The sequence below is a fragment of the Lysinibacillus sp. FSL H8-0500 genome (assembly GCF_038051955.1).
In the GTDB taxonomy this organism is placed as follows: domain Bacteria; phylum Bacillota; class Bacilli; order Bacillales_A; family Planococcaceae; genus Lysinibacillus; species Lysinibacillus macroides.
This window is the reverse complement of the sequence record NZ_CP150292.1, coordinates 2899564-2924701: the sequence shown is the minus strand read 5'-3', so window position 1 is coordinate 2924701 and position 25138 is coordinate 2899564. Positions and strand designations below refer to the sequence as shown.

15 protein-coding genes are annotated in these 25138 nt (G+C 30.1%); 14 read left to right on the top strand and 1 reads right to left on the bottom strand.

Translation table 11 applies throughout. The features are described 5' to 3' along the window. The first annotated feature begins 11 nt into the window (after positions 1-11). From MHB44_RS13965 to MHB44_RS13945, 5 genes are all read left to right on the top strand, one after another. Positions 12-2030 carry a TnsD family Tn7-like transposition protein gene (locus tag MHB44_RS13965; protein ID WP_341299654.1) on the top strand — a complete coding sequence of 673 codons (2019 nt, stop codon included), beginning with the start codon at positions 12-14 and terminating at the stop codon, positions 2028-2030. Positions 2031-2414: 384 nt separating this feature from the next. Then, a complete protein-coding gene (locus tag MHB44_RS13960) occupies positions 2415-3518 on the top strand; it encodes an IS110 family transposase (protein ID WP_341299653.1) in 1104 nt (367 codons plus the stop codon). A 610-nt stretch (positions 3519-4128) separates the two neighbouring features. After that, positions 4129-5649: a hypothetical protein gene (locus MHB44_RS13955; protein ID WP_341299652.1), complete on the top strand. Its 1521-nt coding sequence runs from the start codon at positions 4129-4131 to the stop codon at positions 5647-5649. Continuing rightward, positions 5639-6928, top strand: coding sequence for a DUF262 domain-containing protein (locus MHB44_RS13950; RefSeq protein WP_341299651.1), 1290 nt, complete (start codon positions 5639-5641; stop codon positions 6926-6928). Before MHB44_RS13955 ends, MHB44_RS13950 begins: the two co-directional genes overlap by 11 nt. Next, positions 6928-8907: a DUF262 domain-containing protein gene (locus MHB44_RS13945; protein ID WP_341299650.1), complete on the top strand. Its 1980-nt coding sequence runs from the start codon at positions 6928-6930 to the stop codon at positions 8905-8907. The genes MHB44_RS13950 and MHB44_RS13945 overlap by 1 nt, the downstream gene beginning before the upstream one ends. 100 nt (positions 8908-9007) lie before the next feature. Here the strand turns inward: MHB44_RS13945 and MHB44_RS13940 are convergent, their stop codons facing one another. Further along, a complete protein-coding gene (locus MHB44_RS13940) occupies positions 9008-9358 on the bottom strand; it encodes a helix-turn-helix transcriptional regulator (protein ID WP_333719900.1) in 351 nt (116 codons plus the stop codon). A 150-nt stretch (positions 9359-9508) separates the two neighbouring features. On the opposite strand from MHB44_RS13940, the gene MHB44_RS13935 reads away from it, so the two are divergent. The 9 genes from MHB44_RS13935 to MHB44_RS13895 all read left to right on the top strand — a co-directional run bounded on the left by MHB44_RS13935 (position 9509) and on the right by MHB44_RS13895 (position 24851). Continuing rightward, complete coding sequence (locus MHB44_RS13935) at positions 9509-10504, top strand: DGQHR domain-containing protein (protein WP_341299649.1); 996 nt, start codon at positions 9509-9511, stop codon at positions 10502-10504. Between the two features lie 60 nt (positions 10505-10564). Next, positions 10565-12565: a TnsD family Tn7-like transposition protein gene (locus MHB44_RS13930; RefSeq protein WP_341299648.1), complete on the top strand. Its 2001-nt coding sequence runs from the start codon at positions 10565-10567 to the stop codon at positions 12563-12565. 212 nt (positions 12566-12777) lie between these two features. Then, positions 12778-13635, top strand: a complete 858-nt coding sequence (locus tag MHB44_RS13925; protein ID WP_341299647.1) for a DUF4238 domain-containing protein — start codon at positions 12778-12780, stop codon at positions 13633-13635. A gap of 324 nt (positions 13636-13959) precedes the next feature. Further along, positions 13960-15279, top strand: a complete 1320-nt coding sequence (locus MHB44_RS13920) for an SIR2 family protein (RefSeq protein WP_341299646.1) — start codon at positions 13960-13962, stop codon at positions 15277-15279. Continuing rightward, positions 15260-15754, top strand: coding sequence for a hypothetical protein (locus MHB44_RS13915; protein ID WP_341299645.1), 495 nt, complete (start codon positions 15260-15262; stop codon positions 15752-15754). Before MHB44_RS13920 ends, MHB44_RS13915 begins: the two co-directional genes overlap by 20 nt. Before the next feature lies 1 nt (position 15755). Beyond that, the gene (locus MHB44_RS13910) at positions 15756-17693 is read left to right on the top strand and encodes a hypothetical protein (RefSeq protein WP_341299644.1); all 1938 of its coding nucleotides are present in this window, start codon (positions 15756-15758) and stop codon (positions 17691-17693) included. 191 nt (positions 17694-17884) lie between these two features. Next, positions 17885-18493, top strand: a complete 609-nt coding sequence (locus MHB44_RS13905; protein ID WP_229387042.1) for a hypothetical protein — start codon at positions 17885-17887, stop codon at positions 18491-18493. Positions 18494-19114: 621 nt separating this feature from the next. Continuing rightward, positions 19115-20659 (top strand): LA2681 family HEPN domain-containing protein, encoded by a 1545-nt coding sequence (locus tag MHB44_RS13900; RefSeq protein WP_341299643.1) that lies wholly within the window; start codon positions 19115-19117, stop codon positions 20657-20659. A gap of 52 nt (positions 20660-20711) precedes the next feature. Next, a complete protein-coding gene (locus MHB44_RS13895; RefSeq protein WP_341299642.1) occupies positions 20712-24851 on the top strand; it encodes a hypothetical protein in 4140 nt (1379 codons plus the stop codon). Positions 24852-25138: the final 287 nt, after the last annotated feature.

The window sequence follows — 25138 nt, the reverse complement described above, 5'->3', positions numbered from 1 at the left end:
AGAGGGAAATATTGCTACCATTTTTTACAGATCCATATCCTAATGAATTGTTGTATTCTGCAATTGGACGGTATCATTTTTATAGTGGAAATATAAGTTTTAATGAAACTCTTACGGAATTATTTAATGGTAGAAATTTACTACCAAGCATTGGATTTGGAAGTAATATGGAATCCTTAGTGAAAACCTTAGGGAATAAATACTCTGTGGAAAAATTAATATTTGATAATACAATATTTCCATTTTTTTCTCCTTTTATTACAAAAGAAAAACAAATGAAGGCATATGAAGATATGAATGGGAACGGTAGAGGATTGAATGGGAGATTGGGAATCGTTTCAAGTAAAATAGGAGTGAAAAGTGAAGTGTTTTTCTGTTCTAATTGTGTAGAAGATGATATAGAAAGGTACGGAGAGCCTTATATTCACAGAGAACATCAATTACCTGGGATTAATTATTGTCCGCATCATGAAAAAATTTTGATGAAATATCCTATTGACTATAAAATATATAGTCGTCTGGGTTATATCAGGTTCGACAAAAGAGAAATGGATATATTTGTTCCGAAGTCTATTGAAGATGACACTAATGAATTCAAAGAAATTGAAGTAAAACTTTCCAAAATGGCTTATAAGTTATTTTCTATACCTATCGGTTCTATTGCATTAGATGATGTATTTAAACGCTATAGAACACTCCTAAGACAAGATAATTGGATAGTTAATAATACAAATGTTAGAAGTAAAGATTTTTTAAAGGCTTTTAATTCAAAGTTTCCTAAAGGATTTTTAGAAAAATTTAATTCATATTCTAAAGGTAATCAAGTTAATTACTGGTTACAAGCTATAACTATTGATCCGAATCGTAAGGGAGTTCATCCATTTAGACATTTGTTATTTCTATATTTTTTTGATCAAGATATAGAAACTCTTATAAAATTGAAAGAAGATGTTGGTCCTTTTGGAAATGGCCCTTGGCCATGTCTAAATGTTGCAGCAACCCATTATAAAGAATTAGTTGTTACAGATTTAGAAGTTGCTAAAAGAAAAAGCACGGGTGCTTTGGTAGGGAAATTTAAATGTTCATGTGGCTTTATTTATACTAGAACTGGCCCGGAAAAAGATGAAAGTGAGAAATGGATAAGGGATCGAGTTAATGCTTATGGAGAAGAATGGGAATCGAAATTTGATGAATTACGAAACATGAATTTAAGCTCAGAAGAAATTTCGAGAATTTTGAAAATTGCTGAGCCTACTGTTAGACAGAAATTACTGATTAAAGAAAAATCTACTGAAAGAACTCAATCTTATAGGGAAACATTGCTGTTGTGGAAGGATGAAAATCCTCAATATGGAAGAAAAGAGTTTAGATCCGCTCATCGTAAAATTTCGATCTATCTGTATCACAATGATAGAGAGTGGCTCGAAGCAAACTTACCAATGAAAAGAGAAAATTTATTAATCAGTCATGAAGAAAAAATAAAAAAATATAGATCAATTATTTTAAAAGTAATAAATAAAAATTCGGATGTATCTAGATCATTTCTATGGGAAAAATACGGTGTAGCTTGTAAGTATCTTTATGAAAATGATTTGGAATGGTATAACTTGAATTTCCCAGAATTTATTAAGTATACGCCTAAAACTTCCTTTGTAGATTGGGAGAGTAGGGATATCGAATACCATGATAAAGTAAAAGAAATCTACCCGCAGTTATTAAAAGAGGAAAAACCTATTAGAATTACAAGAGGCTTATTTAGCAAACGTTTAAATATTTTTATATTATCTACAAAAAGAGATGTGGATAAATTACCCAAAACAGACGCACTATTAAATGAAATTACAGAGACTATTAGAGAGTTTCAAGTGCGAAGATGTTGTCTTAAAATTGATGAAATGATAGAAAGGGAAGGGAAAGTAGGGTTTGAAAAATTAAGAGAAGCTTGTGCAGTAAATCTTAGAGATTTTAAAATAATTAAGCCAACATTAGAAGATTATATTAATCAGAAGTATAAGAATCAACGCACCTGATGGAACGCACGACGAATGGTTAGATTTCTGAAGTTTTTTAAGAAAGCTGGCTTTTGGTCGTAATGTTAGGTGCGCTATTTTTATATTTCGAGCAAAAATTTTAATCCTAATATAAAAAATCTAAAAATTCAAAAATAATACATAAAAAATCACAATTTTTACTTGTAATACATGTAAAATATTGTTGATTATAATTCTGAATATAGTTTTATAATTTAATTGGAGTGTTGAGTAAGTTTAATTTTAAAATTTATTTACAGAAAGGTAGAAAGGAGCATTCCTGTTAGAAAGATTTTCAGGGGCTTGAAAAAGAAAAAGCCCTCTTGTATGATGCATGAGTGTCAACGCCAAATTGACCCATCATCACACAGGAGGACTCCATTTATGCATTCTAATACGAACTATAAAATTAATCAAGTCACTGAAAACACTTTAGTCATCGGGATCGATATTGCCAAGAAAAAGCACTATGCTTGTGCCATCGATGAACGAGGACGTGTGCTTCAAAAATCATTTCCTTTCTCTCAATCTAGAGAAGGTTTTAACGCTTTCTATGAAAAAATACTCGCTTTACGTGCTATACATGAAAAAAGCGAAATTCTTGTTGGATTTGAACCCACTGGACACTATTGGATGAATCTCGCTGCTTATCTTAGTGAACATGGGATTCCGTTTGTCATGGTAAATCCTCATCATGTTAATCGTTCAAAGGAATTGGATGACAATCTTCAAACGAAGAATGATCAAAAGGATGCCCTTGTCATTGCACGATTAATGCGTGATGGACGTTTCAGTTATCCACGTATTTTAGAGGGCGTAGAAGCTGAATTACGAAATGGTGCAACGCTACGCTCCAAAATTCAAGAAGATCTGAATGCCTTACAAAATCGCATCATTCGTTGGATTGATCGTTTCTTTCCGGAATTTATGACGGTGTTCAAAGACTTCGGAAAAATGGCTTATGCGGCGCTTGAAATGACGCCACTACCAAGCGATATCCAAGGGAAGGCACCCGAGGAACTATTATTTTTATATCGCCAAGTCGAAGGTATGAAATCGCCTCAGCTACCAAAAGCGAAACAATTAGTTGAGGTAGCACAGCATTCCATTGGACTGACAGAGGGACTCGCGATGGCACGAATAGAAATTGCCACACTTCTCACACAGTACAAATTGATGCAAAGCCAACTAGTGACCTTAACAGAACAGCTAAGTAAGCTAGCAAAAGAAATGACGGACTATGAGTACTTAAATTCCGTCCCAGGCATCAGCGACGTAACGATTGTCGAGCTACTTTCAGAAGTCGGTTCACTCACACATTATGAACATCCACGCCAATTAATCAAACTAGCGGGGCTCACATTGCGTGAAAACTCTTCTGGGCAGCACAAAGGGACAAAAGCGAATATCCAAGCGAGGAAGAAGAAAGTTACGGGCTCTGTTATTTCGAGTCATGATGCCGTTACTTCGTCACAACAAAGCTTTTAAGAAATTACATGAATATTACACCACACGCACGATTAATCCCCTTCGGAAAAAGCAATCGATTGTCGTACTGTGTGGAAAGTTACTGAAGATTTTACACACTTTGTGCAAGAAGCGAGTGTATTTTGATATGAATCACATGGTGAAAGACATTTATTGTCTCGTAGAGGCAGCCTAGCAACATCAAAGCTCGACCTACAACAAAAGGATGACACGGAGAAGCCGGCATTATTTATTCCATCCGACTTTGAGTCCCTAAAGGAGCATCGCCAGCCTCTGCCTTATGAATAGACCGAACGAAGGAATGTATGCGCAAGGACGCCAAGAGACATGGGAGGGTACGTCATCATAAGCATCGCGGAGATCCATTAGTGCATCAAATAGTGGAATTTAAAGTTAATTTTAACTAATTGGCTATAGCGAAGCGTACTCACTTAATGGCGATTAATTGAAGAACTAGAAAAGACTATATAAAATCAGAGATAAAAAAATTTTTTATCACTATTAATAACGGGTCAAACCGTTGATATAACAACATTTATAGAGGGAGGATTTTCGATAGCAGCTATAATCATTTATATTGATACGAAAGATTGATTGGGAGGTAAGAAATATGACGATTACTAGTCAACAGTTAAATGAACGGTATAAAGTATTTGAAAATAAAATTAGCGATGCCACATACAAAGCTTTAGAGTGTTTAAATGACATTATTTCAGGTGAAAAGCAAAGGTCAGTTCAAGTATATATATTAGGAAATTCAATTGAGTACAATCAAACGCCTAAAAGTAAAATGAAAATAGCCTTATATTACACGAGATTATGTACCATAATTGAAAACTTACTTTCAGAATATAAAAATTATGATGAGGAACAAGTAAAGGTTATTATTGATTATTATATTGAATCAAATGCTATGAAAGAAATGAATTTAATAGGTCTGGGTTATTATTATGATGTGAAATTTAAAAAAGATAGAACAACTTTATATAGCGTTAGTTATGGTAGTAAAAGTAATTGGCATACATGGCTTTTAGACAATAATGTAGAAGAAAATCATTTGAAGGAAAATGGAGTTCAATTAATATTTAAAGCATGTAAGGAACATATTAATCCTGGGGGGAATATAAATCTAAAATCTTTATCTAAAGGTTTTGGGATAGATTTATTCAAATACATGCGACTGGATGAAAGTTCTAGTGCGCATTTTTATATTATTAAAGATGCACCTATCAATTTTATTGAGATAAATAATAATCAGATATCTTTACAAGAGTATTTGAAATCTGAACATGTTTTTAGTTTGGATAATGCACCTCATTTTTGTATAGATTTTAGCCATCCGAGAAACAAAAAAACTAGTAACTACAATAAATGGTCAAAGAAGTTTCTGAAAGATGAAGTGTATATTTCCCAAGCAGAATTTCAAAAAAGGAAAGAATCATATAATATGCAAGATGACTTCTACGACATAATTATTTTAAATTGGATAAAACAAGAGCGCAAACAAGATGGAGAGGCAGCAATTTCATCAAGGGTAAGTCCAGTTGCAGATAAAGAAATAATTGTTAGTGATACCTTATGGGAAATTGAAGATTATGATATAGAATTGAATGAAGAAATGATTGAACAAGAGAAATGTTATCATTTTGTATTTGATAAAATTGAATATTATCACCTTATTTACAATTATTTTAAAATTTATGCTGAAAAGAAAAAAAATTATAGGTTTATCGAAAATTATGATAAACGTATGAAAAGAGAAATAGATTTTATAACGCAAGAGTTAAATAAATTTAATAAAGAACAGGAAATATTTGAAAGCTTAAATAAAAATCAAATAGAAGTTAAGGAGTTTATTCAAAAGGAAAAAACTTATAACGACAATAAGTTATTAATTGAAATTTATTCTATTTATGAGGAATTCTTGAAATCTATTTTTATAGATAAAATTTCTCCTAAAATACAGTTAGCACTATCATTTATAGATTGGCAAACAGAAGAATTAGAACGAGAATGGTCATTAGAAAATATATATAATTCGAGAAATATTAGTAGGGAGAATGTATTGTTAAATTTATATAAAATTATTTGCAAAGATGCAGCGATGAAAGGAGCAGAGTATGGAGAATAATAAAATGGTTTCATTTAATGTGATAATGAATGACTATTTTAAACGATACGATGTCTATATCCCACTTATTCAACGAAATTATAAATGGGATGCCACAACAGCTTCAAGGTTAGCAACAGATTTGTGGAGCGCATATAAACGAAAACGTTTAAATTATACTTTAGGCATGATTACCTTATATAAGGTAAAAGAAGCATATCAAATGCAATTAATAGATGGACAACAGCGAATGGTGACTTTACTGATGTTGTTAAAGTATATACAACCAAAGGCAGAGCATTTTACATTTAGATTTGAACGAGATGAAGGTATAGATAAAAAAAGACAAATGTATTTAAGTAATATTACAAGCGAAAATAAATGGGCAAAAAGTGATATGTATACGGATGTAGAACGATTCGAAGACAATTATTGTGCGATAAAGAAAGGACTAGAAGAGGTAGGGTATACAGAGGAATGTGGAGAAGGTTTTTTTAATTTTATAATTAATAATGTATATGTGTTATTGCATGTTACTGGAAATGAACCATTTGATGAGTTTGTTAATTTAAATAAAAATAAAACACGATTTGTTATTTCAGATAGAATAAAAGCACATTTAATTATAGATTCTGAAAAACATGAAAAAGAGGCTATCTTGCACCTTTTTCAAGATTTGTCGAAATTATTATTTAATAAGCTAGATGTTTGGGAGCTAGTACAACAAGGATATATAGAGGGAAATATACCTGAAAGTGATCAAAAAAGATATAAGAATAAACATTATCCAGATGAAAATCGATTAAAGCTTTTATGCTGTGAGCGTTACGGAAGTGATGAGTTTGATAGTAATAGCATATTAGAATATGATTACAACGTTGAGTTAACACATTTAAAACAATATAAAAAAATATTATTGGCATTATCGAATGATTTAGAAATGGAAAATTGGAATAGTTATAATGCCTATAATTGTTTATTTGAATTCAATAAGAAACTACGCTTTTTTAGTATGCTAAATAATAATTTAGATTATAAGTTAGAAGAAGTATTATTAAAAGAATTTGAAAACTTGGGTAAAGCATTTCAAAAAGCATGTTTTATCGAATCGCAATTGCAAGAAGGTAAAAAGTCTATTAAATATATTGAAGAACATAAAAATATTGAAAATGAATTTGATAATGTTAATGGAAATCAAAAATTTTGGATTCATAATGGTGCTGCAGAATTTGAAATGTTTAAATCGATATACTTGAATTATATTAAGGGAAAATATAAAAGCGATATAGAGGTGATGTAATGGTAATAGCAGCAGTTCATCAAAATCAAGTATCATTGAGAGATGTTCTTCAAGCATATAATCAAATTATTATTCCAGACGTTCAACGAGATTACGTAATGGGGAGCGGGAATAAGAAACTTTTAAAGCTTTTACATGCAATTGCAGAGAGCAATGAAAAAATAGAGAACTTTAATTTTAGTTGTCTTGTTGGTTATAAAGATGAAAACAATAATTTGTATATTTATGATGGTCAGCAGCGTTTAGCAACTTTAGTTGCTCTTTGTTCATATTTGTTGGATAAAACAAATGCAGAAAATAAAAAAATGCTGGAGAAATTTTCTTTTACAAATAGAGAAACGGCTAATAAATGGTTAAGTGATCCCACAATGATTAATGAGTTGGATGCAGTTGACTTCACTACATACTCATTAGCGCAATTAATTAAAGTTTTTAAAAGCCAGTCTTTTTATCAAAATTATAAGTATATAAAATTTTTGGAAAAAATTAATTTTGATTTTTTATTTAATAAGGTAATGTTTAACATAATTCTTGTTAATGAAATAAATGATGCAGAGCAATTCTTTTTAGATATAAATGATGGATTAGATCTAAAATCTTACGAATTATATAAAGCAGAATTATTTCATCATGCTTCTACAATAATTTGGAAGAGTGATAAAGATAAAGAATTTAAAAGATTTGCATTGAAGTTAGAAAATAAATGGTTGAAATTTTTTATGAATTTTAAGTATAAAAAAAATAATGAAATTCATTGTGAAGAGGAAATGCTGATTTGTTTTTTGAAATATTGTTTTCATATGTTGTGGATCGAAGAAAATGAGAATGACGAAATGGACGATTTCAATACTATCTCCTGGTTAACACGAGAGCATCTACAACGTGTTGACAAAATCATTGATAGTATTATTGCTGAACTTGATGGTAAAAATGCAGGAGATATTACTTGTATTGATTATTCAACATCTAATCAAGATTTCACTACGAGAGGTCAACATTGGTCTATTAGTGATTTAAATTATAATGCGATGCTGAAAACTTTTTTGTCAAATGTTCATAATGAAGATACACATAAAGACGTGATTATCTGGTCTTACATTTCTAATTTATCGACTGCTGGACAAAATAAAGATACTTTATATAAGTATCTAAGATTTTTGAAGAAATTATTAAATAATAATAGAGCAGAAAATCTGTATGCGAAAATATTGTTTTGCGACTGGGGAGTTGACAGTAAAGAAATTATTTATTCTAGATATTATGTGAAAGGTATTCCTGAATATTACACTGGACATAAAGTGGCCTGTGATGAGGGAACCTTAAATTTTATTAATTCATTAATAGTTTTAAATTATAAGTACATGTGTAGTCCAGATAAAAAGTTTTTAAATATATATCTTCAAGAATCAAAATCAAGTTTTTTAAATGACATTTTAAAGAGAGAACAGAAAAAACATAATTCTGTACAAAAAGAATTGATAGAAAAATACGAAAACTTAAAATTCTTGAATGGGTTAGTAGACAATATTTTAATTTATAGTGAAGAAAGCTGTTATTTAAAGAGTTTATTTAACGAAAACTTTTACAACGAGGTTATAAATAATGGAATTTGGAAAATAAATCTTCAATATAAAGCCATATTATATTTTATTTCAATGAGTAATATTAATCTTATTATTTTTGAAGATGTTACTATATTGTGGAATAATTACAATCCGAATGGGGCTGTACATAAGTCTGAAGGCTCACTGATTCCACATAACTGGTGTGATTTGTTCACATCTGAACAAGGTTTAGAAAAAAGCTTAGAGTATAAATATTTGGACAGTTTTAAACGTTTACCTGATGGATGGATAAGTGAACGAAAAGTTTTTCAACCTAAGGATAATATATATACTGAAAATGAAAAACGTGGGTTTGCAGCTCGCGGTTATATGCATAGCGTTGGAGATATGGAGAATTTTATGGGGAATTTTTAAAATTCAAAATTTGTTGATGGGAATGGAGTACGTAGAGCTTTAGACTGATACTATTTGAAAAATAAAAAACAGCTTGTGATTTTATTTCACAAGCTGCTTTTTAATTTGTTTTAAACCGACCGAAGATCTCATTAGCGATATTTAATAACATTCGAATATCATCTTCATTCTTATCCTCAAGTGTATTAAATAAAATGTTTAAAAGTTCTTCTCTAATATTTTCAGGCTTTTCATTAGTTCTGCTTTCAGGAATTAATACACTTCCTGGATCTACTTCAAGCGCATCTAATATTTTATTTAAAGTTTGTAACGTAATATTTCTCTCTCCGCGTTCAACATCCGACAGATAAGGGGATTGAAAGTCACATTTTTCAGCTAGTTCATCGATTGTTAATTTCTGTGCCTTTCTAATTGCTCTGATGTTCATTCCTACTCTTTTATTTAAGTCCATTTTGTATCACCCCATTTAAGCGTATGTGAGGTGAAACAAGCATTACATACCATTAAATCATAAAAAAAATAACTTATAAGTTTATTTTAATTGATTTATATTATCTTTTGGTATTAAAATGATATAGATTAAATGTAAAGGAGAAAAAATATGAGTAATAATTTACCTTCAAATATAGCGATTGAGAATGTAATTCAATCTAAAATGCGTGGTCGAGTAGCTTATCAAGGTTTTGTGTCTTCGCAAGTTGCAGTTAATTTTTCATATTCAAAGTTATATAATGACTCGTCAGGGAAAGGATATCAGCGGCTGATCAACCGTAAGCGTTGTGAAGATTTTGCAGATTATTTATCTCAGGGAGAGGATTCCTTATATACACCGATTTTATTAAATGCAGCTGGTAACTGGGAGTTTCATGCGTATGATAAGCATCGACCAAATGTTGGGCGTCTTATTTGTAAAAAGAAAGGTACTTTAATGGATGGTCAACATCGTCTTGGGGGAATTGAAAAGTATATTAATGATACAGCGAGTACGTTAATCATCCCATTTTTAGCATTTCATTATTTGGATGAAGATGAGGAAATTAAGCTTTTTGATGTGATTAATACAAAGGCTAAGGGCATTGGAACATCATTAAGTCGATATTTAAATCGAAATAATGATGATTTAAGTTGGATCGCAACGAATTTAATCTTGAAACCAGAAAGTCCATTTTTTAGTAAAGGAACATTAACTGGAAATCGTAGTAAAGAAAAGAATATTACGCTCCAAAATCTATATAACATGGTGAAATTGTTAACTAAGAAATCAAATCTTGAGAAACTTCCTAAGGAGAAGAAATTAAACCTGTGCCTATTTTATTTCAATACAATTAAGGAACTATTTCCAGAGCAGTGGGCGGATAACAAATTGTATCGAATGACTCATATAACTGGCTTAAATGCTTTAGCTATAGCTGGAAATCAAGTCATTAATGAAAATTATCTTACAAAATCACAACAGCCAGACTCTTCAAAAATTGCTAAAACATTATTGAATCTAAAAGAGATTGACTGGTTAGCTAGTGGAGATTTGAAATATTTGAAGGGAGCTGCTGGATCGAAAATTTTGGCAAAAGACATTATAAACTGCTTAAAAAGTTAAGGTAAGTAGCATATACCAATTAAATTTTAATAAATTCCTTGTGAAATGGGAGGGGGGATAGTGTTACCGTTTTTTACGGATCCATATCCAAATGAATTGCTGTATTCAGCCATTAGCCGGTATCATTTTTATAATGGCAATGTTAGTTTTGTAGATACTCTTGAAGAATTATTTGGTAGTAGAACAGTTGTACCAATCATTGAATTTGGTAGTCATTTATCTAACTTTGTGCAAAATTTAGGTTCAGGATATTCCGTAGAAAAAATTCTTTCAAAAAATACTATATATCCCTTCTTTGCACCCTTTATAACCAAAGCAAAGCAACGGAAAGTTTCTGAAGACGTTGAGAATGATGCAAGAGGATTGCGAGGGAGACTAGGTACTCTTCCAACTAAAATCGATAGTAAAAAAGAGATTTTCTTCTGTAAGGAATGCGTCAGCGAAGATATTGCTCGCTACGGAGAGCCTTATATACATCGAGAACACCATCTCCCCGCAATTTATTATTGCCCGCATCATGAGCAGCGTTTAATAAAATATCCTGTTGATTATAAAAATCATAGTAGATACGGATATATACGACTAGATAAGCGTGTACTAGACACACTAAAATTTCAAGATACCGTCGATGAGATAAAAGAGCATAGAGAAGTTGAAATAAAGCTTTCACAAATGGCTTTTAAGCTATTAAATACATCTATTCAAAACATATCTTTTGAAGTGACATTTAATAAATATCGAGCCTTACTTAGAGAAAATAATTGGATTATGAAAAATTCAGCAGTAAAACAAGCTGAGTTATTAAAAGCATTTAATGCTAAATTTCCAAAGGGTTTTTTAGAAAGATTTAATTCGCACCTAAGAGGAATGGGAACCAACAATTGGTTGCAAAGTACGGTGACTAATTATAAAAGACAAGGGATTCATCCATTTCGTCATCTTTTATTGCTATATTTTTTTAATCAAGATATAGATTCATTCTTGAAAGTAAAAGAGGATGAGGGACCTTTTGGAAAAGGACCATGGCCGTGTTTAAATATTGCGGCAAGCCATTACAAAGAGCTTGTTATTCCTAAAGTATCTATTACTAAAAGAGAGAAAACAGACGTTATAATTGGCAAATTTAAGTGTTGCTGCGGTTTTGAATACACAAGAACTGGTCCAGAGAAGGCAGAAAGTGAAAAGTGGATTAGAAGTCGTATAACAGCGTATGGAGACGTATGGGAATCAAAATTCAATGAATTAGTAAATTTAAATATGCGTCCCGAAGATATTGCGTTAGCCCTTGGGATAAGTGAAAGTACGGTTAGAAATAAACTATCAGTTAATAATAAGTCACCTGAACGGACTGAAGCATATCGTGCCAAGTTATCAGAATGGTTGGATAAAAATCCTACTGGCAGTAGAAAGCAGTTTCAAACAGAATTTAAAAAATTATTTACGTACCTTTATAAAAATGATACTGACTGGTTAGATAGAAACTTACCTTCAAAACGAGATGACCTTTCACGGAACATAGAAGAACGTCTTGCACAATATCGAACACAAATTTTAAAAGAAATAGAGAGTAGACCAACGATTACAAGGACTGACTTGTGGAAGCAATTTCACCGAGCCTGTAAATGGTTGCATGAAAATGATCTTGAATGGTTTGAGACTAATATGCCAAGCCCTGTTCAAAATAACAAGAATGTTCCGGCTGTTGATTGGGAAGCTCGGGACGAAGAATATTATAATAGAATCCAACAAATTTATCCTAAGCTACTAAAGCTAGAAAAGCCGGTTAGAATTACAAAGAAATTATTTAGCAAGCATTTAGAAATTGAAGCACTTTCAAATAATAGGCATACTGCTAAGCTACCCAAAACAACCGCTTTATTAAGCGAAATTACTGAATCAGTACAGGATTTTAGGATTAGACGCTGCTGTTTAATAATTGACAAAATGTTAGAGAAAAACGGGATTGTTTATTTTGAAAAGGTTAGAGAGGTATGTGCAATAGAAAGTAAAAATTTCAAAAAAATAAGATATTACTTAGAAGAATATATAAGTAAAAAGTAAAAGAACATTTAAAATGTGTTAACTAGGGTTCAATGGATTTCCTCACTAAATATTTAATTCTTAAGCGATAAAGGATAGTAGTGAATTTGAAGGATTTCTTATAGGAATATATGTCCGTAAGATTTATATAGTTTTTTTATTGGTGACGTATCCTGTTATAATTACTTAGATAATTTGGATATATTTAGTTTTATAATAGGGAGGAATAATCTATGAATGAGACGCAAGCAAAATACCATCACCTTGTTCCCCAAACGTATATGTCAGCATGGGCGCATGGAAATGGGACACTCAACATAGAATTTCTAAGGTCACCTGGTGAAATTGTTGAACGTAATAAAGAGAGAATAGCGGGAATAACAGATTTTCATTCAATCAAAGCTGGAATGCCTATATGCACAGAAAGTGATGCGAATATAATTTTTGAGCCAATTTTGTCGTATATTGTTGAATATGAAGATAATGTGCTTGAATCCCCTCTCGAGAATAATTGGGCTTTACAAGTTGCGAAGATCGAATCAACTTTGTTAAATGCTTCTAATGATAGTATTGCTATGTTTGACCGAGAATATCTAATGAAATTTTTTATTGCTTTGGATTGGAGAGGTTTTAGTTCAAATCAGTTTTTTGAAAAAATGTATAAAAATTTAACAAGTAATTTGTTAGGCAATATTGAAATACCACTAAATGAAAGGATATTGCCATCATTAGAAACTGCACTCGATGAAATTCGACATTTTTTATTATTAAATTTTTATAGGCAGTATTTAAACGATACAGGTGTGATTTTTAAAGAGATGATTGCTAATTTAAAACATACAAATTTTCATTTTTTCATAGCTGATGGTCCTACGAAATTTATTACGAGCGACAGTCCAGCATTCACGTATATGAGGGAAGATAAGAATTTAGTTGGTCTACTTCCAATAACTCCTAGAATTTTAATGGCAAAGGGTAAGTGTAAAAAAGATGATAATATATACTATGTCACGCATATCACCGATAAAGCCGTAAAAAATTATAACGATATTATTCGTTCTAATGCACAGGAATTTATAATTCATAGTTGAATGAGAATTTTAATGATAGTTCACAATGTAAATTTTAACAACTAGGTTATAGAAACAAATATATTATTGAATAAATAAAGTAAAAGAAATAAGGATTTTGGGAATTTTAAATCCTCTTTAAAAGGAACTTGTGAAATACTGATTCACAAGTTCCTTTTCTTATAAACTTAGGTATATAATAATCGATTTATTTAAAGTATGTATCGTGTATTTATAAAACTTAAGTAAATAAAAATAACCAAATAACTATCATAACAGTATTTAATCATACATCAATAAATGGTATATTATAGTAAAAAATACATTGAATTCGAGGAGTAGCGTATGAATCCTAATTTAATTTCTCTAAAACAGGCTTATGATGAAGATAAAATCGTACCCTTTATTGGTGCTGGATTATCAATACCTTTTGAAATTCCATCTTGGAATGATTTGATAAAAGAAATTTGTGCTACATATTCTACTGGAAATTTAGAAATCTTATTACCTACTGCGGTCCAATGGCATCTTAACGAAAATGATTATTGGGGAGCTATTGATGAAATAAAAAAATATACGTTTTTAACAGATCAAGATTTACAAAAACAAATTGTTAGGCTAATTAATGAAAGAAAGAAACATTTATCTGATGATACAGAACATAATTATAGTGATTTGGCGAAACTTAATTGTAAATTATTTTTAACAACAAATTATGAAAATTTACTTTATGAACATCTTGATTGTGATACGGTACCAATTCTACTTAAAGAGCTAGATTTTAGTTCACAAGACATATTTGATACTAGACGTATTTGTCATTTACACGGCTATACTTCAAATCCAGGTTCGATTGTAATAAGTAAAAGTAGTTACGATTCACTTTATACTGACGAAAAGTATGGCGATATTTTAAAAGTAATAACGAGTAACAAACATGTATTATTTTTAGGCTTTTCTTTTGATGATAAATTTGTAAGTAATTTAATTTTAGATTATAAAAAACATTTACAAGGTATTCACTATATTTTGTTAAATAATCCTAGTCAAGAGCGTATACGCGAACTTCGAGAAAAATATGGGTTAATAACAATTCCATATGATTCAACAAGTTCATCACATACTACTGAAATCAGAAAAATATTAGATGTTTTAACCAATAATGAACCGAGTTTAAAAATTGAATTTCCAAAGGGAACAGAAAAATCTACAGCAAAAGAAACAACATTTCTTGGAGCGGGATTATCTGACCTGAAAGAAAACTTATCAGATCATTTATTTTACAAAAAATTGAAATTGGAGAGTATTGATGAAGATAATATTGAATTAAGTACTCTTTTCTATATTGCTTCTGAAAAATATATACGATTTTTAAGGAATGAGGGAATTTCTTTAGATGTTATAGATATGTTATTAGGAAAAGTATTTATAAAATATAGAGAGAAATATGTTGTAGTTTATAAAAAATATGGTAATAGTGAGGAGTTTTTAAATGTTGTACATGAAAGTCTAGAGGCATTAGATTTAGGTAGATACACCGACCTCTTAAAAGATAAAGAGTCAGATGAAAATGAAAGTAGAGGATTAATACACCTTTTAGCAGAAGATGATTCTCTAGATGTTTGGTGGGGAAAGGGGCGTTTTAATGAGCAGATTAGTAAATGATTTCAGTATTGTTCCGCCATCAATAGAGTTATTATTTAATAATGAAAAATTAGACACAATCAAATTTTTATGTTTACTTTATGCTTTTTCATTAATAACCAAACGTCATGTTAAGATTGCTGAACTTTTATTTTATTATGGTATAGTAAATTTCAATTTATATAAATTATTTGATGAAAACATTCAGAATTCTAATAGCGTATCCGATCCATCAATTAATCTTTATTTTAGATTTCAAAGCAAGCTTCCTAAGATAATAATTAATCTAACCAATTTAAATTTAATAGATTTTAAAGGAGATTTTTCCAAGAAAAAAGAGGAACTTACTTTAAAAATTTCATCTGAAGGACAAGTACTTATTAAAGAAATGGACTCTGAATTTTTTTTAGAATTAATCGATAAATATAATTATGTAATTAATTCTATTAAATATACAACACATAATTTGAAAATTCTTACCGAAGGGAAAGAATAAAATGATAATAAATAAGCTAGTAATACAAGGCGTTGATTATAAGAGGACTCTTAATTTTAATAAAGGTCTCACTATAATTAGTGGTGATAAAACTTCTGGAAAATCTTTAGTATTAAGTTTAATAGATTACGTTCTTGGTAAGGGGGCTAAGATTGATTTAAAAGTTCAAAAGGAATTGAATGCTCATTGTGATAATGTATTTTTAGAAATCAATATAAATGGTACTATATTCACTTTTAATAGACATCTTAAAACAAAGACTAGCAATATTAAAATTTATTATTGCCATTATGACGCAATTGAGGGCTATACACCCAAGACTTTGAGTATTGATGAAACTATGAAATTTCTAATGAATGAATTAAATATTAATGAATATAAAATTATTAAACATAAAAATCATAGTACTCAAAAAACATTGGAAACAGTATCATTTAGAGATATTTTTAGATATGTATATACAAATCAACATGCTCTAGGTACACATGATTTTTTAGGCAATAAAACTCCATTTAAAAAGAATAAAAATCCTCATGCATTTAAGATAATGTTTAATTTAGTAGAACAAGATGCCACAGCTTTAAAACAAGAAATAGTAGAAACTCAAAATGCTCTTTTAGAAGATCAAAAAATGATTTTTGGCCTTGGTGCATATCTAAAAGATAAAAATGCAGAAGATTTTAACTACCTAAGCTCTAGAGCAAAAAGTATTACAAAAGATATCACAAAGCAAAAGAAATCAAAAGAAACTATAATCAAAAATAATAAATCAAATAATGATAATGAAAATAAGATGTACATAAAATTAAAAAAAGATTTAGAAGGAATTGCTAATGCTCTTTCTGATTTTCGAAATAGTAGAAGAAAACTTGAAGTTTCAATAAAGTCTAAACAAATTTTAATAGAAGAATATCAAGCAGAAATTATTGAGATAAATGCAACTTTAGAAGTGAATTATAAACTAATTATCCCAGAACAAAGTTTAGAATGTCCATTATGCAGTTCGCTTGTAAATCTTGAATCAGAACGTAAGCAACCTGAACAAAACGCTGAAAAAACTTTGTTAAAAATAAGAAAAGATTTAGAGTCAAAAATAAAAATCGTAACAAATTTAATCGATAAGGATATGCAGCAAATTCAAGAAATTGACTATAATATGAATCGATTAACTCAAAAGGAAAGCATATTGAAAAATGCAATCGCTGAATTTGCTAAAGATACTGATGTTCCTTTTCTTTCAGAATTAAACAGTATCAATATTTTAATCAATCAAATGACTAAGGAACTTGAAACAATTAAAGAGAGTATGAGAATTCATAGAAAAATCGATGAGAAGCATAAGAATATCGAAAAATTAACTGCAAAAATTGAAAGGTTAGAGGGTGAATTAAAAAAACTAAATGTGAATGAAGACATTAAAAAAGATATTTTTGATTATTTAGATAAAGAATATAAAAAATTTATGAAACGATTTAAGTACTCTACAAAAAATGACATATTTATACATCGAGACTCTTTTATCCCATATTATGATGGTTCTGGTGTATATTCTCATGAAAGTGGCGGTTTATTAGAGTGTATGCAACTTTCGTATTTAGCTGCAATTTTAAAAAGTAAAGAAAAGGGATACGCTGAAGGGCATCCAGGACTACTGTTATTAGATTCATTAAGTAAATATGTAGGTACTCTAAGAGTTGATTTAAATCCATCAGATAATGATCCACAACTTGATATAGATAATAACAGTGAAGAAAGGATAAATGATCCGGAAGTTTATGATGAATTCTATAAAATATTGATTGAGCTAAGTTCATCACATCAAATTATTCTTGTCGAAAATACCCCTCCACAGATATCGAAGGATTATGTAAAGTATACATTTTTATTTGGTGAAAAAGGTCTAATAAATTTGGAAGTAAATGAATTTGCCGACCAATAAAAATTAAGTGTAATAGTAACACTTTTGCACAACTTTTTTTGACTTTTAAAGTAGAATGTGCGGACATGGAGCCACTATGAATGTGATGACTTATTGTGTCAAAAAGCCACTTAGAGTCATAATGAATACTTTTATAAATATCTTTGGAGTAACGTTAAATTTAAATAGAATAATTCTAAGGAGATGAATGAATGAGTAGAATTGAAAGACCGAATTTAGAAGAATTATTGAAAGTATGGAAACATATGTGTAACCGCATAAATCCGTTACTATTTAAATCACTTGAAATTACAGAACTAGAGGTTGAAAAACCAGGATGGGATTGGTATGAAAATGAATATATAGATTGGTGGTCAAATGAAGAACTAATTTCAAAAAAGAAAATAATAGAAGAACAAAGTATACAAGGATATTATAAGTTAAATAAAACCAAAGTAGGAACTCGCACTACAGCGGAATTACTATGGGAACTTAGAAATGATCCAGAAGGGATGGCATTAGTTTGGATAGGAGCATCAATGTGGGATAAATTAAATTCATTGCCTAGACATTGGCGTGGTGAAATATTTGGAAGAGTAAATACTTTGTATACAGAGGTGACAAGTCAGCTAGAAGATAAAAACTTATATACCTGGCATCACTCTTCAAAAGATGCTTTACCAATAACATTACATGACAATGTATATACATATGAAGCATTGACTCCTTCGAGTTATGAACATCTTGTGGGAATTTCAGCAATAGAGAGTATGTTAACTTATTCAAACTGGAATATAGTTCGTTTGATTTCTAAGAAATAAATTATTTAGTATATATTTTGAACAAACATCTATGAATAAAGATATTCAACAGTTTGGTGCTTTTCTTGAAAATAAGGAAAGCGTTTAATTGTATTGGTTCCATATTGTTATTATTCCTTAATATAAGAGGGATACTAAAAGATGCTTTGGCTGCATTCTTTATTCAATTAACTGGCAAAATATTTTTAATATCCCATCTCTTTTAACGACAAAGGGTTATTTTCGTATTCAGATAAGATATTATTCGTGGAGGGGGTTTCATACAGATTCAATTTGAAATTCGTGATAAGAAATTACCTTTATAAAGTTTTATGTTATAAATTAAGATTTTGGAACCAAAAAGGCACTAACGATATCAATTCGTTTAGTGCCTTCATTGCTATTTTATTGAAGCCGATAGTGCAGTAAATGTTTTTCAGAATTACTGTTAGTCGACTGCAAAACTTGTTTAACTGATGACCGTACGTTGGATAGAAATAGCTTTTGGACATACAAAAAAGACAGTTAATATGTTAAGGTAGCTAACAATGGACTAGGCGTCTTATAATCAAAGATTTATAAGAGATGTTTGATATATAATTAATCTAACATTACTATGATTTATTTAAGGGGGGAGTATACTTGATTTGTGAAGAAATCCATGAGATAGCTTTTTTTGCAGATAAAGCATTTGAAGAAAAAGATGAAAAGACTCTAAGAGATATTTCTAGAGATTGTTTAGAATGGTCACGAAGCGATAAATATACTCTCTTAGAAAAAGGTATCTTATCATATCATGGTGCAACGGCGACCAGTGATTATATTGAATTGAAATCTATACGGATAGAGATTTATGAAGAGAATGAGAAAGATATTGAATTTTGTTTGTTATTATTTAGAAACTGTATCAATTTTTTCGAAGATTTTAAAAAAGATTTTATAGAAACTTGTTCTAAACAAGAATATTTTTATCTTGCAGAATATGAAAGTAGAGCAATAACTAATTATTCAATTCTTTTAAACAGAATAGGAAGATTTATTAAATCTATTCATTCTATCGAAGAATTATTAGATAAAAACTTTTCAATGGCTAAAGGTAACCATGCTACAACAATAATTAACTATGGCTTATATGATTATGATGACGGACATACAGATTATTTTCATCATTATGCATATAAACAATTAAAAAGTTTAACTAAAGACCTTGAAAATGAACAAGCGTTTTATTTTTGGCAAGGCATTTTAGAAAATATCGAAAAAAGGTATGATAAAAGTTTTCTATTAGAAGACTATGACTTTGGAGAGATTGATTTAGGTGGCGATTTGGAAGAACTCTATCGAAGGTGGTGTTTAGAAAGAAAACTGTTTCTTAATACCATGAATGACGTAACTCTGCATCCAGTAGCAGCCTATGATATTTTACATTTGCCGGATATAGTAACGGGTATTAATGAAGGACCTAAATATCATGGCCTATTCAATCAAATTAAACAAGAATATGTATCAGCAAGGTATATGTTATTCGAAGGAATTAACCAAAATGATCCACATTTTTCAGATAAGGAAGTTCATTTAGTAAATACATTAGACTATCCTGTATACGGCTTGGGGATTGAAAAAATAAAATTTGCATATAGAAGTTTATATTCAATTTTTGACAGAATAGCCTTCTTAATAAATGAGTATTTTGAGTTAGGTATAGAAGAAAAGGATGTATCCTATAAGTCCATTTGGAGAAACAGACAGGGACGTGGAAAAAAATCTTATGAAACAAGAATTCATTTAAAAGCGAACATGGTAAATCTTCAAACTTATAACCAACCGTTATTAGGTTTATATTGGTTGTGCAAAGATATTAGTAAACAAAAAGTAGAGCATCATTATCTAGATCCTAACATAGAAATGCTAGCAACAATTCGTAATCATTTAGAACATAAATATTTAAAAATTCATGACAGTTGGTTATTTCCTTTAGCTAGTGATAGAAAAGAAAAATATGATCCTATCGCATTTTCGATTAGTTATGAAGAGTTTGTTGAGGCTGCAATGATTTTAATTTCTTATGTAAGGGAAGCCATAATTTTAACCTCTTTAGCAATACATCAAGAAGAAGTGAGAGAAAGAAAAGATGCTAAAACTTTGCCAATGTTTTTAGATAGTTATAGAGATGAGTGGAAATATTAAGTTTTAGAAGAATAAATCATACAAAAATTTTAAAGGAAGGAGATTGAATGTTTTGATTAATTGGAGAAGCATACGTGTACACAATCAGTCACAAAATAATGCATTTGAAGAATTGGTGTGTCAATTTGCTAGACATAATCCTCCTCCTAATAATAAACAGTTTTATAGGCTAGGTACACCAGATGGGGGAGTTGAATGTTATTGGAGCTTAAATAATGGCAAAGAAGTAGGATGGCAAGCTAAATATGTTTTTAACGTGGAAGACCTAATTTCCCAAATAGATAAATCTATTAAGACGGCAATTAAAAACCATCCAGATATAGATAAATATATTGTTGCTGCACCATTTAATCTTCCTGATCCACAATATACTAATAAAGCTGGAAGACCAATTAAGAGTGCAAAGACAAAGTGGGAAGAGAAAGTAGCATATTGGAAAGAAGAATTATCAACTGAAGGGAATACAGTCGAAATAGAATTGTGGGACGAATCATATCTTAACGATTTACTAATTAAGCCGATAAATGAGGGTTTAAGATATTATTGGTTTAATGGAAGTGAATTTACAATTGATAGGTTTAAAGATAATCTAGAAGCTACTATAGCGGATTTAGGTCCACGTTATACACCGGAATTAAATGTCGAATTGAATGTTTCTTTCTTTTTTGATTGTCTGTTACGCAATGATCGTACTCTCAAAATGATTCAAAAATATCATTTTGATTTGAAATCTTGTGTAAAAAATGTGGTTGAATTATTTGAACATACACAACGTATTACAGATTTAGCTTTAGAGCGTAGTGAGTTTTTTAAAATATTAGCAGAAATTTATGGGATATTAAAAGTACCCGGCTATTCTGAAATGCAGGAAATTAAATTCCCTGAACTACTAGTACATTTAAAGGTTTTTGAGAAGAATATTTCTTCAATATGGGACAAACTTAATAACTCAGAGAAATTGAAATTTAAGAATTCATCTCATGAACAGACGCTTAACCAGATATTTGAATTGATTTATGAAGGCAAAGACCTTTTTTATCAACAGGGTGAGCTTATAAATAATCCATTTATGATTTTGCACGGTGAGCCGGGTATAGGTAAATCACATTTATTAGCTGATATTTGTCTTAAACAAGTTCAAAGAGGAATACCATCTTTATTATTTCTTGGGGATCAATTTTCAAAGTCATTCGATCCCCGAGAGAGTATTAAACAAAGACTACAATATGCAGGTAGTTTTAATTCATTATTACAGCTACTCGATTCTATAGGACAAATACATAACCAACGGATACTTATAGCTATTGATGCTCTTAATGAAGGGGAAGGTACAGATATTTGGTTTAAATATTTGGCTGGATTAGAAACGGATATTAAAAGATATCGTTGGATTGCATTAGTAGTAAGTGTAAGAAAGGACTATATTGAAGATATCGTCCCTGAAAAATGTCGTGAGCGAATGAATTTAATTGAACATCAAGGATTTGACGAAGCTTATGATTTTGCATGTGAACATTTTTTTGAACATTTTGGTTTAGATATTCGAGTACCTATATTTAATAATGAATTTAATAATCCCTTATTTCTAAAATTATTTTGTGAATCTTGTCAAAATATAAGATTTACAGGTGAACTCCCTTCATTACCAAAAATTTTTGAAGAATATATGAATTATATAAATGAAAAACTATATCGGAAGTTTAAATATGAAAAATCTTTAGGATTAATAAAAGTTGCTGTGAATCAATTAGCTGAAGAACTAGTTTTGTCAGAGACCTTTTCTATTCCTTACAATGAATTACAAGCGAAATTTGTAACTACTATAAATATCAGTTTAGGTAATATTTCCCCACCCGAATATTTTGGTTTTGTAGATGCTCTTATTAAAGAAGGGATTTTTAGAACATTTACTCAATATAGTAGTAAGCAGAAAAGGATTGGTTTTGCATACGATAAAATGAAGGATTATAGCACGTTGCTTTATAGATTAAACCAGAAACCTTTAGAGGTCGATATTAATATGTATATTAAATCCTCATCTTATTTCGTAAAATTACTAGAGGGTAATACATATGGAAATAATACAATGCTTGAACTACTAGCAATAATGTTGCCTGAAAAATATAAAACAGAGTTGTTTGAATGTACTCCTAATGGAAAAATCACTAAAGTAATATTAACTGCTTTTTTTAAAAGTTTACAGTGGAGAACTACAATCTATAATGCTAAAAAAATTGGTGAATGGTTAGTAAATATTTCAAACAATGATGTTGAATTAAAGAAAAATATAATTGATAATTTACTTCCTATTGCTGCAGTTTCAAAGCATCCTTTTAATATTGAATTTATTTCTTCAAACTTTTTAAGTAATTTAAGTATGTCAGAATTAGACACTTGGTGGACGCCACATATAAACAATAAGTATGAGAGCTATGAAAATAATATATATATACGTATCGTGAAATGGTGTTGGAGGATAGATAGGAAACAGCCAATTGATGCTGACACTAGGTTTTTATTTGGATTAACTTTGAGTTGGCTATGCTCTTCTTCGAATAGAGCATTAAGAGACAGTGCAACTAAAGGTTTAACCTGTATATATTTAAATCATGTTGATCAATTTAAGACGCTCTTTTCTGCCTTAGAAGATGTAAATGACATATATATTAAAGAAAGAATATATGCGGCAGCTTATGGAGCAATAGTTCATACTAAGGAAAATGATAAGGTAAAAGCTATCAGTGACTATATTGTAGATGCTTTTTTTAATGCAACACAGATTTATCCGAATATTTTAATAAGAGATTATGCAAGAGGAATTGTTGAATATAGTATTTATTGTGGAAATTACAATGAAAAGGAATTAGCTTATATTAAAGCTAAGATTAGACCACCTTATGGAAGTAGATTACCAAAGATTTTTCCTTCTAATGAAGATATTCAAACCTTGAAAGAAGCATATACTGGTACCTTTGGACTTTCAAGTATAATTAATTCAATGAAGACAGGACAAAATTATGGGGATTTTGGTAGGTATACATTCGCATCAACTTTAGAAAATTTTATAGATGTTGATATTAATAAGTTTGAGAAATGGTGTGTAGCTCGAATAATAGAACTGGGCTATAATCCAAATCTTCATGACAAAGTAAGTCCTCGTTATGATAATAGAGGAAACACACGGGTTGAAAGAATAGGGAAAAAATATCAGTGGATTGTATTTCATGAAATACTTGCCTTAATCGCTGATAACTATGAATTAAAGGGAGATAATTGGTGGGAAGACAAAGCAAGTATGTCATATAACGGTCCTTGGTATCCGAATATAAGAGACATAGACCCTACATTATTAATAGCGGAAACGAAAGGGTTGAAATATAATCAACCTCCAAAATCATGGTTTAGCAATTTTAATTATTTGCCTATTGATAATGATGGAATTGACTGGATTAAAGAAGAATTAGAAATTGGTAATAGTCTTATATCAATGATTGATCCTGAGGGTGTTGAATGGATAACACTATGCTACTATCCTTTTTGGAATGAATATCCTGCTGATTTTAACGTAAATGATAAATCAGAGAAGAAGTCTATGCGTGCTTATATTTTTTCCTATATTACTGATTATAAAACGCCCCATGAATTTGACGTATCTAAAATTAATGAATGGAATTGGACTAATATTTATGCTAGTGAATATTATTGGTCCCCAGCATATAAAAAAAGTAAGAAAGATTATGGTGATACACCAAATTGGGAAAAAGTAAAACTGAGTAATGGTAAAACAATAGATATTATGCAAACAACACAGCGTTATATTTGGGAGAAAGAAACGGATTTTTCGAAAAGTGATGTTCTAGCTTTCGATATTCCAACTGAGTTTTTATTCAAAAGTATGGGATTAAAGAGTTATTCTAAACCAGGTTATTATTATTTAGATGACAAGCTTGTTTGTATAAATCCGAGTATTGACTATGAAGCCAATCACCAATTACTGATTAGAAAAGATGTCTTGTATAATTGGCTGGAAGAAAAAAAATTAAAAATATATTGGCGTATAAAAATAGAGAAATATTTATCTGAAGCACATACTAATAATACTAAAAAATGGTCTGATTATGAAGGGTGGTACTCTCTTGAAAATCAAAGGACTATGGGGAAAACAAAGCGGATTAGTGGCAGTGATTATTAAATATTAATGGATTATTATTTAGTTCTAATATATAACTTTTGTATTATGTTTAGTTGGACATAAGGTATAAGGGGCAATTCTTAGTCCTATCAATTAAGAAGATTTTTACTTGGAGCGCAATGGGCATGTTGACCTCGTTTGGCTAAGCCAGCCTGATATAGCTGGCTTTCTGGCACAGTGGGTCAAAAGCCCATAGAGGCTCCATGTCAAGCAACTTGTTCGTTCCTAATGCGCTTAAGAGTATCCTTATAAAAGTTGTCAAAAATCTTGCCATACCAGTTTTGAGG

What these genes read in the sequence shown, in the direction of transcription:
- MHB44_RS13950 (WP_341299651.1), top strand. Translation starts at nt 5,639, where the DNA reads ATGGAGAATAATAAAATGGTTTCATTTAATGTGATAATGAATGACTAT.
- MHB44_RS13925 (WP_341299647.1), top strand. Translation starts at nt 12,778, where the DNA reads ATGAATGAGACGCAAGCAAAATACCATCACCTTGTTCCCCAAACGTAT.
- MHB44_RS13910 (WP_341299644.1), top strand. Translation starts at nt 15,756, where the DNA reads ATGATAATAAATAAGCTAGTAATACAAGGCGTTGATTATAAGAGGACT.
- MHB44_RS13905 (WP_229387042.1), top strand. Translation starts at nt 17,885, where the DNA reads ATGAGTAGAATTGAAAGACCGAATTTAGAAGAATTATTGAAAGTATGG.
- MHB44_RS13955 (WP_341299652.1), top strand. Translation starts at nt 4,129, where the DNA reads ATGACGATTACTAGTCAACAGTTAAATGAACGGTATAAAGTATTTGAA.
- MHB44_RS13940 (WP_333719900.1), bottom strand. Translation starts at nt 9,358, where the DNA reads ATGGACTTAAATAAAAGAGTAGGAATGAACATCAGAGCAATTAGAAAG.
- MHB44_RS13935 (WP_341299649.1), top strand. Translation starts at nt 9,509, where the DNA reads ATGAGTAATAATTTACCTTCAAATATAGCGATTGAGAATGTAATTCAA.
- MHB44_RS13945 (WP_341299650.1), top strand. Translation starts at nt 6,928, where the DNA reads ATGGTAATAGCAGCAGTTCATCAAAATCAAGTATCATTGAGAGATGTT.
- MHB44_RS13960 (WP_341299653.1), top strand. Translation starts at nt 2,415, where the DNA reads ATGCATTCTAATACGAACTATAAAATTAATCAAGTCACTGAAAACACT.
- MHB44_RS13915 (WP_341299645.1), top strand. Translation starts at nt 15,260, where the DNA reads ATGAGCAGATTAGTAAATGATTTCAGTATTGTTCCGCCATCAATAGAG.
- MHB44_RS13920 (WP_341299646.1), top strand. Translation starts at nt 13,960, where the DNA reads ATGAATCCTAATTTAATTTCTCTAAAACAGGCTTATGATGAAGATAAA.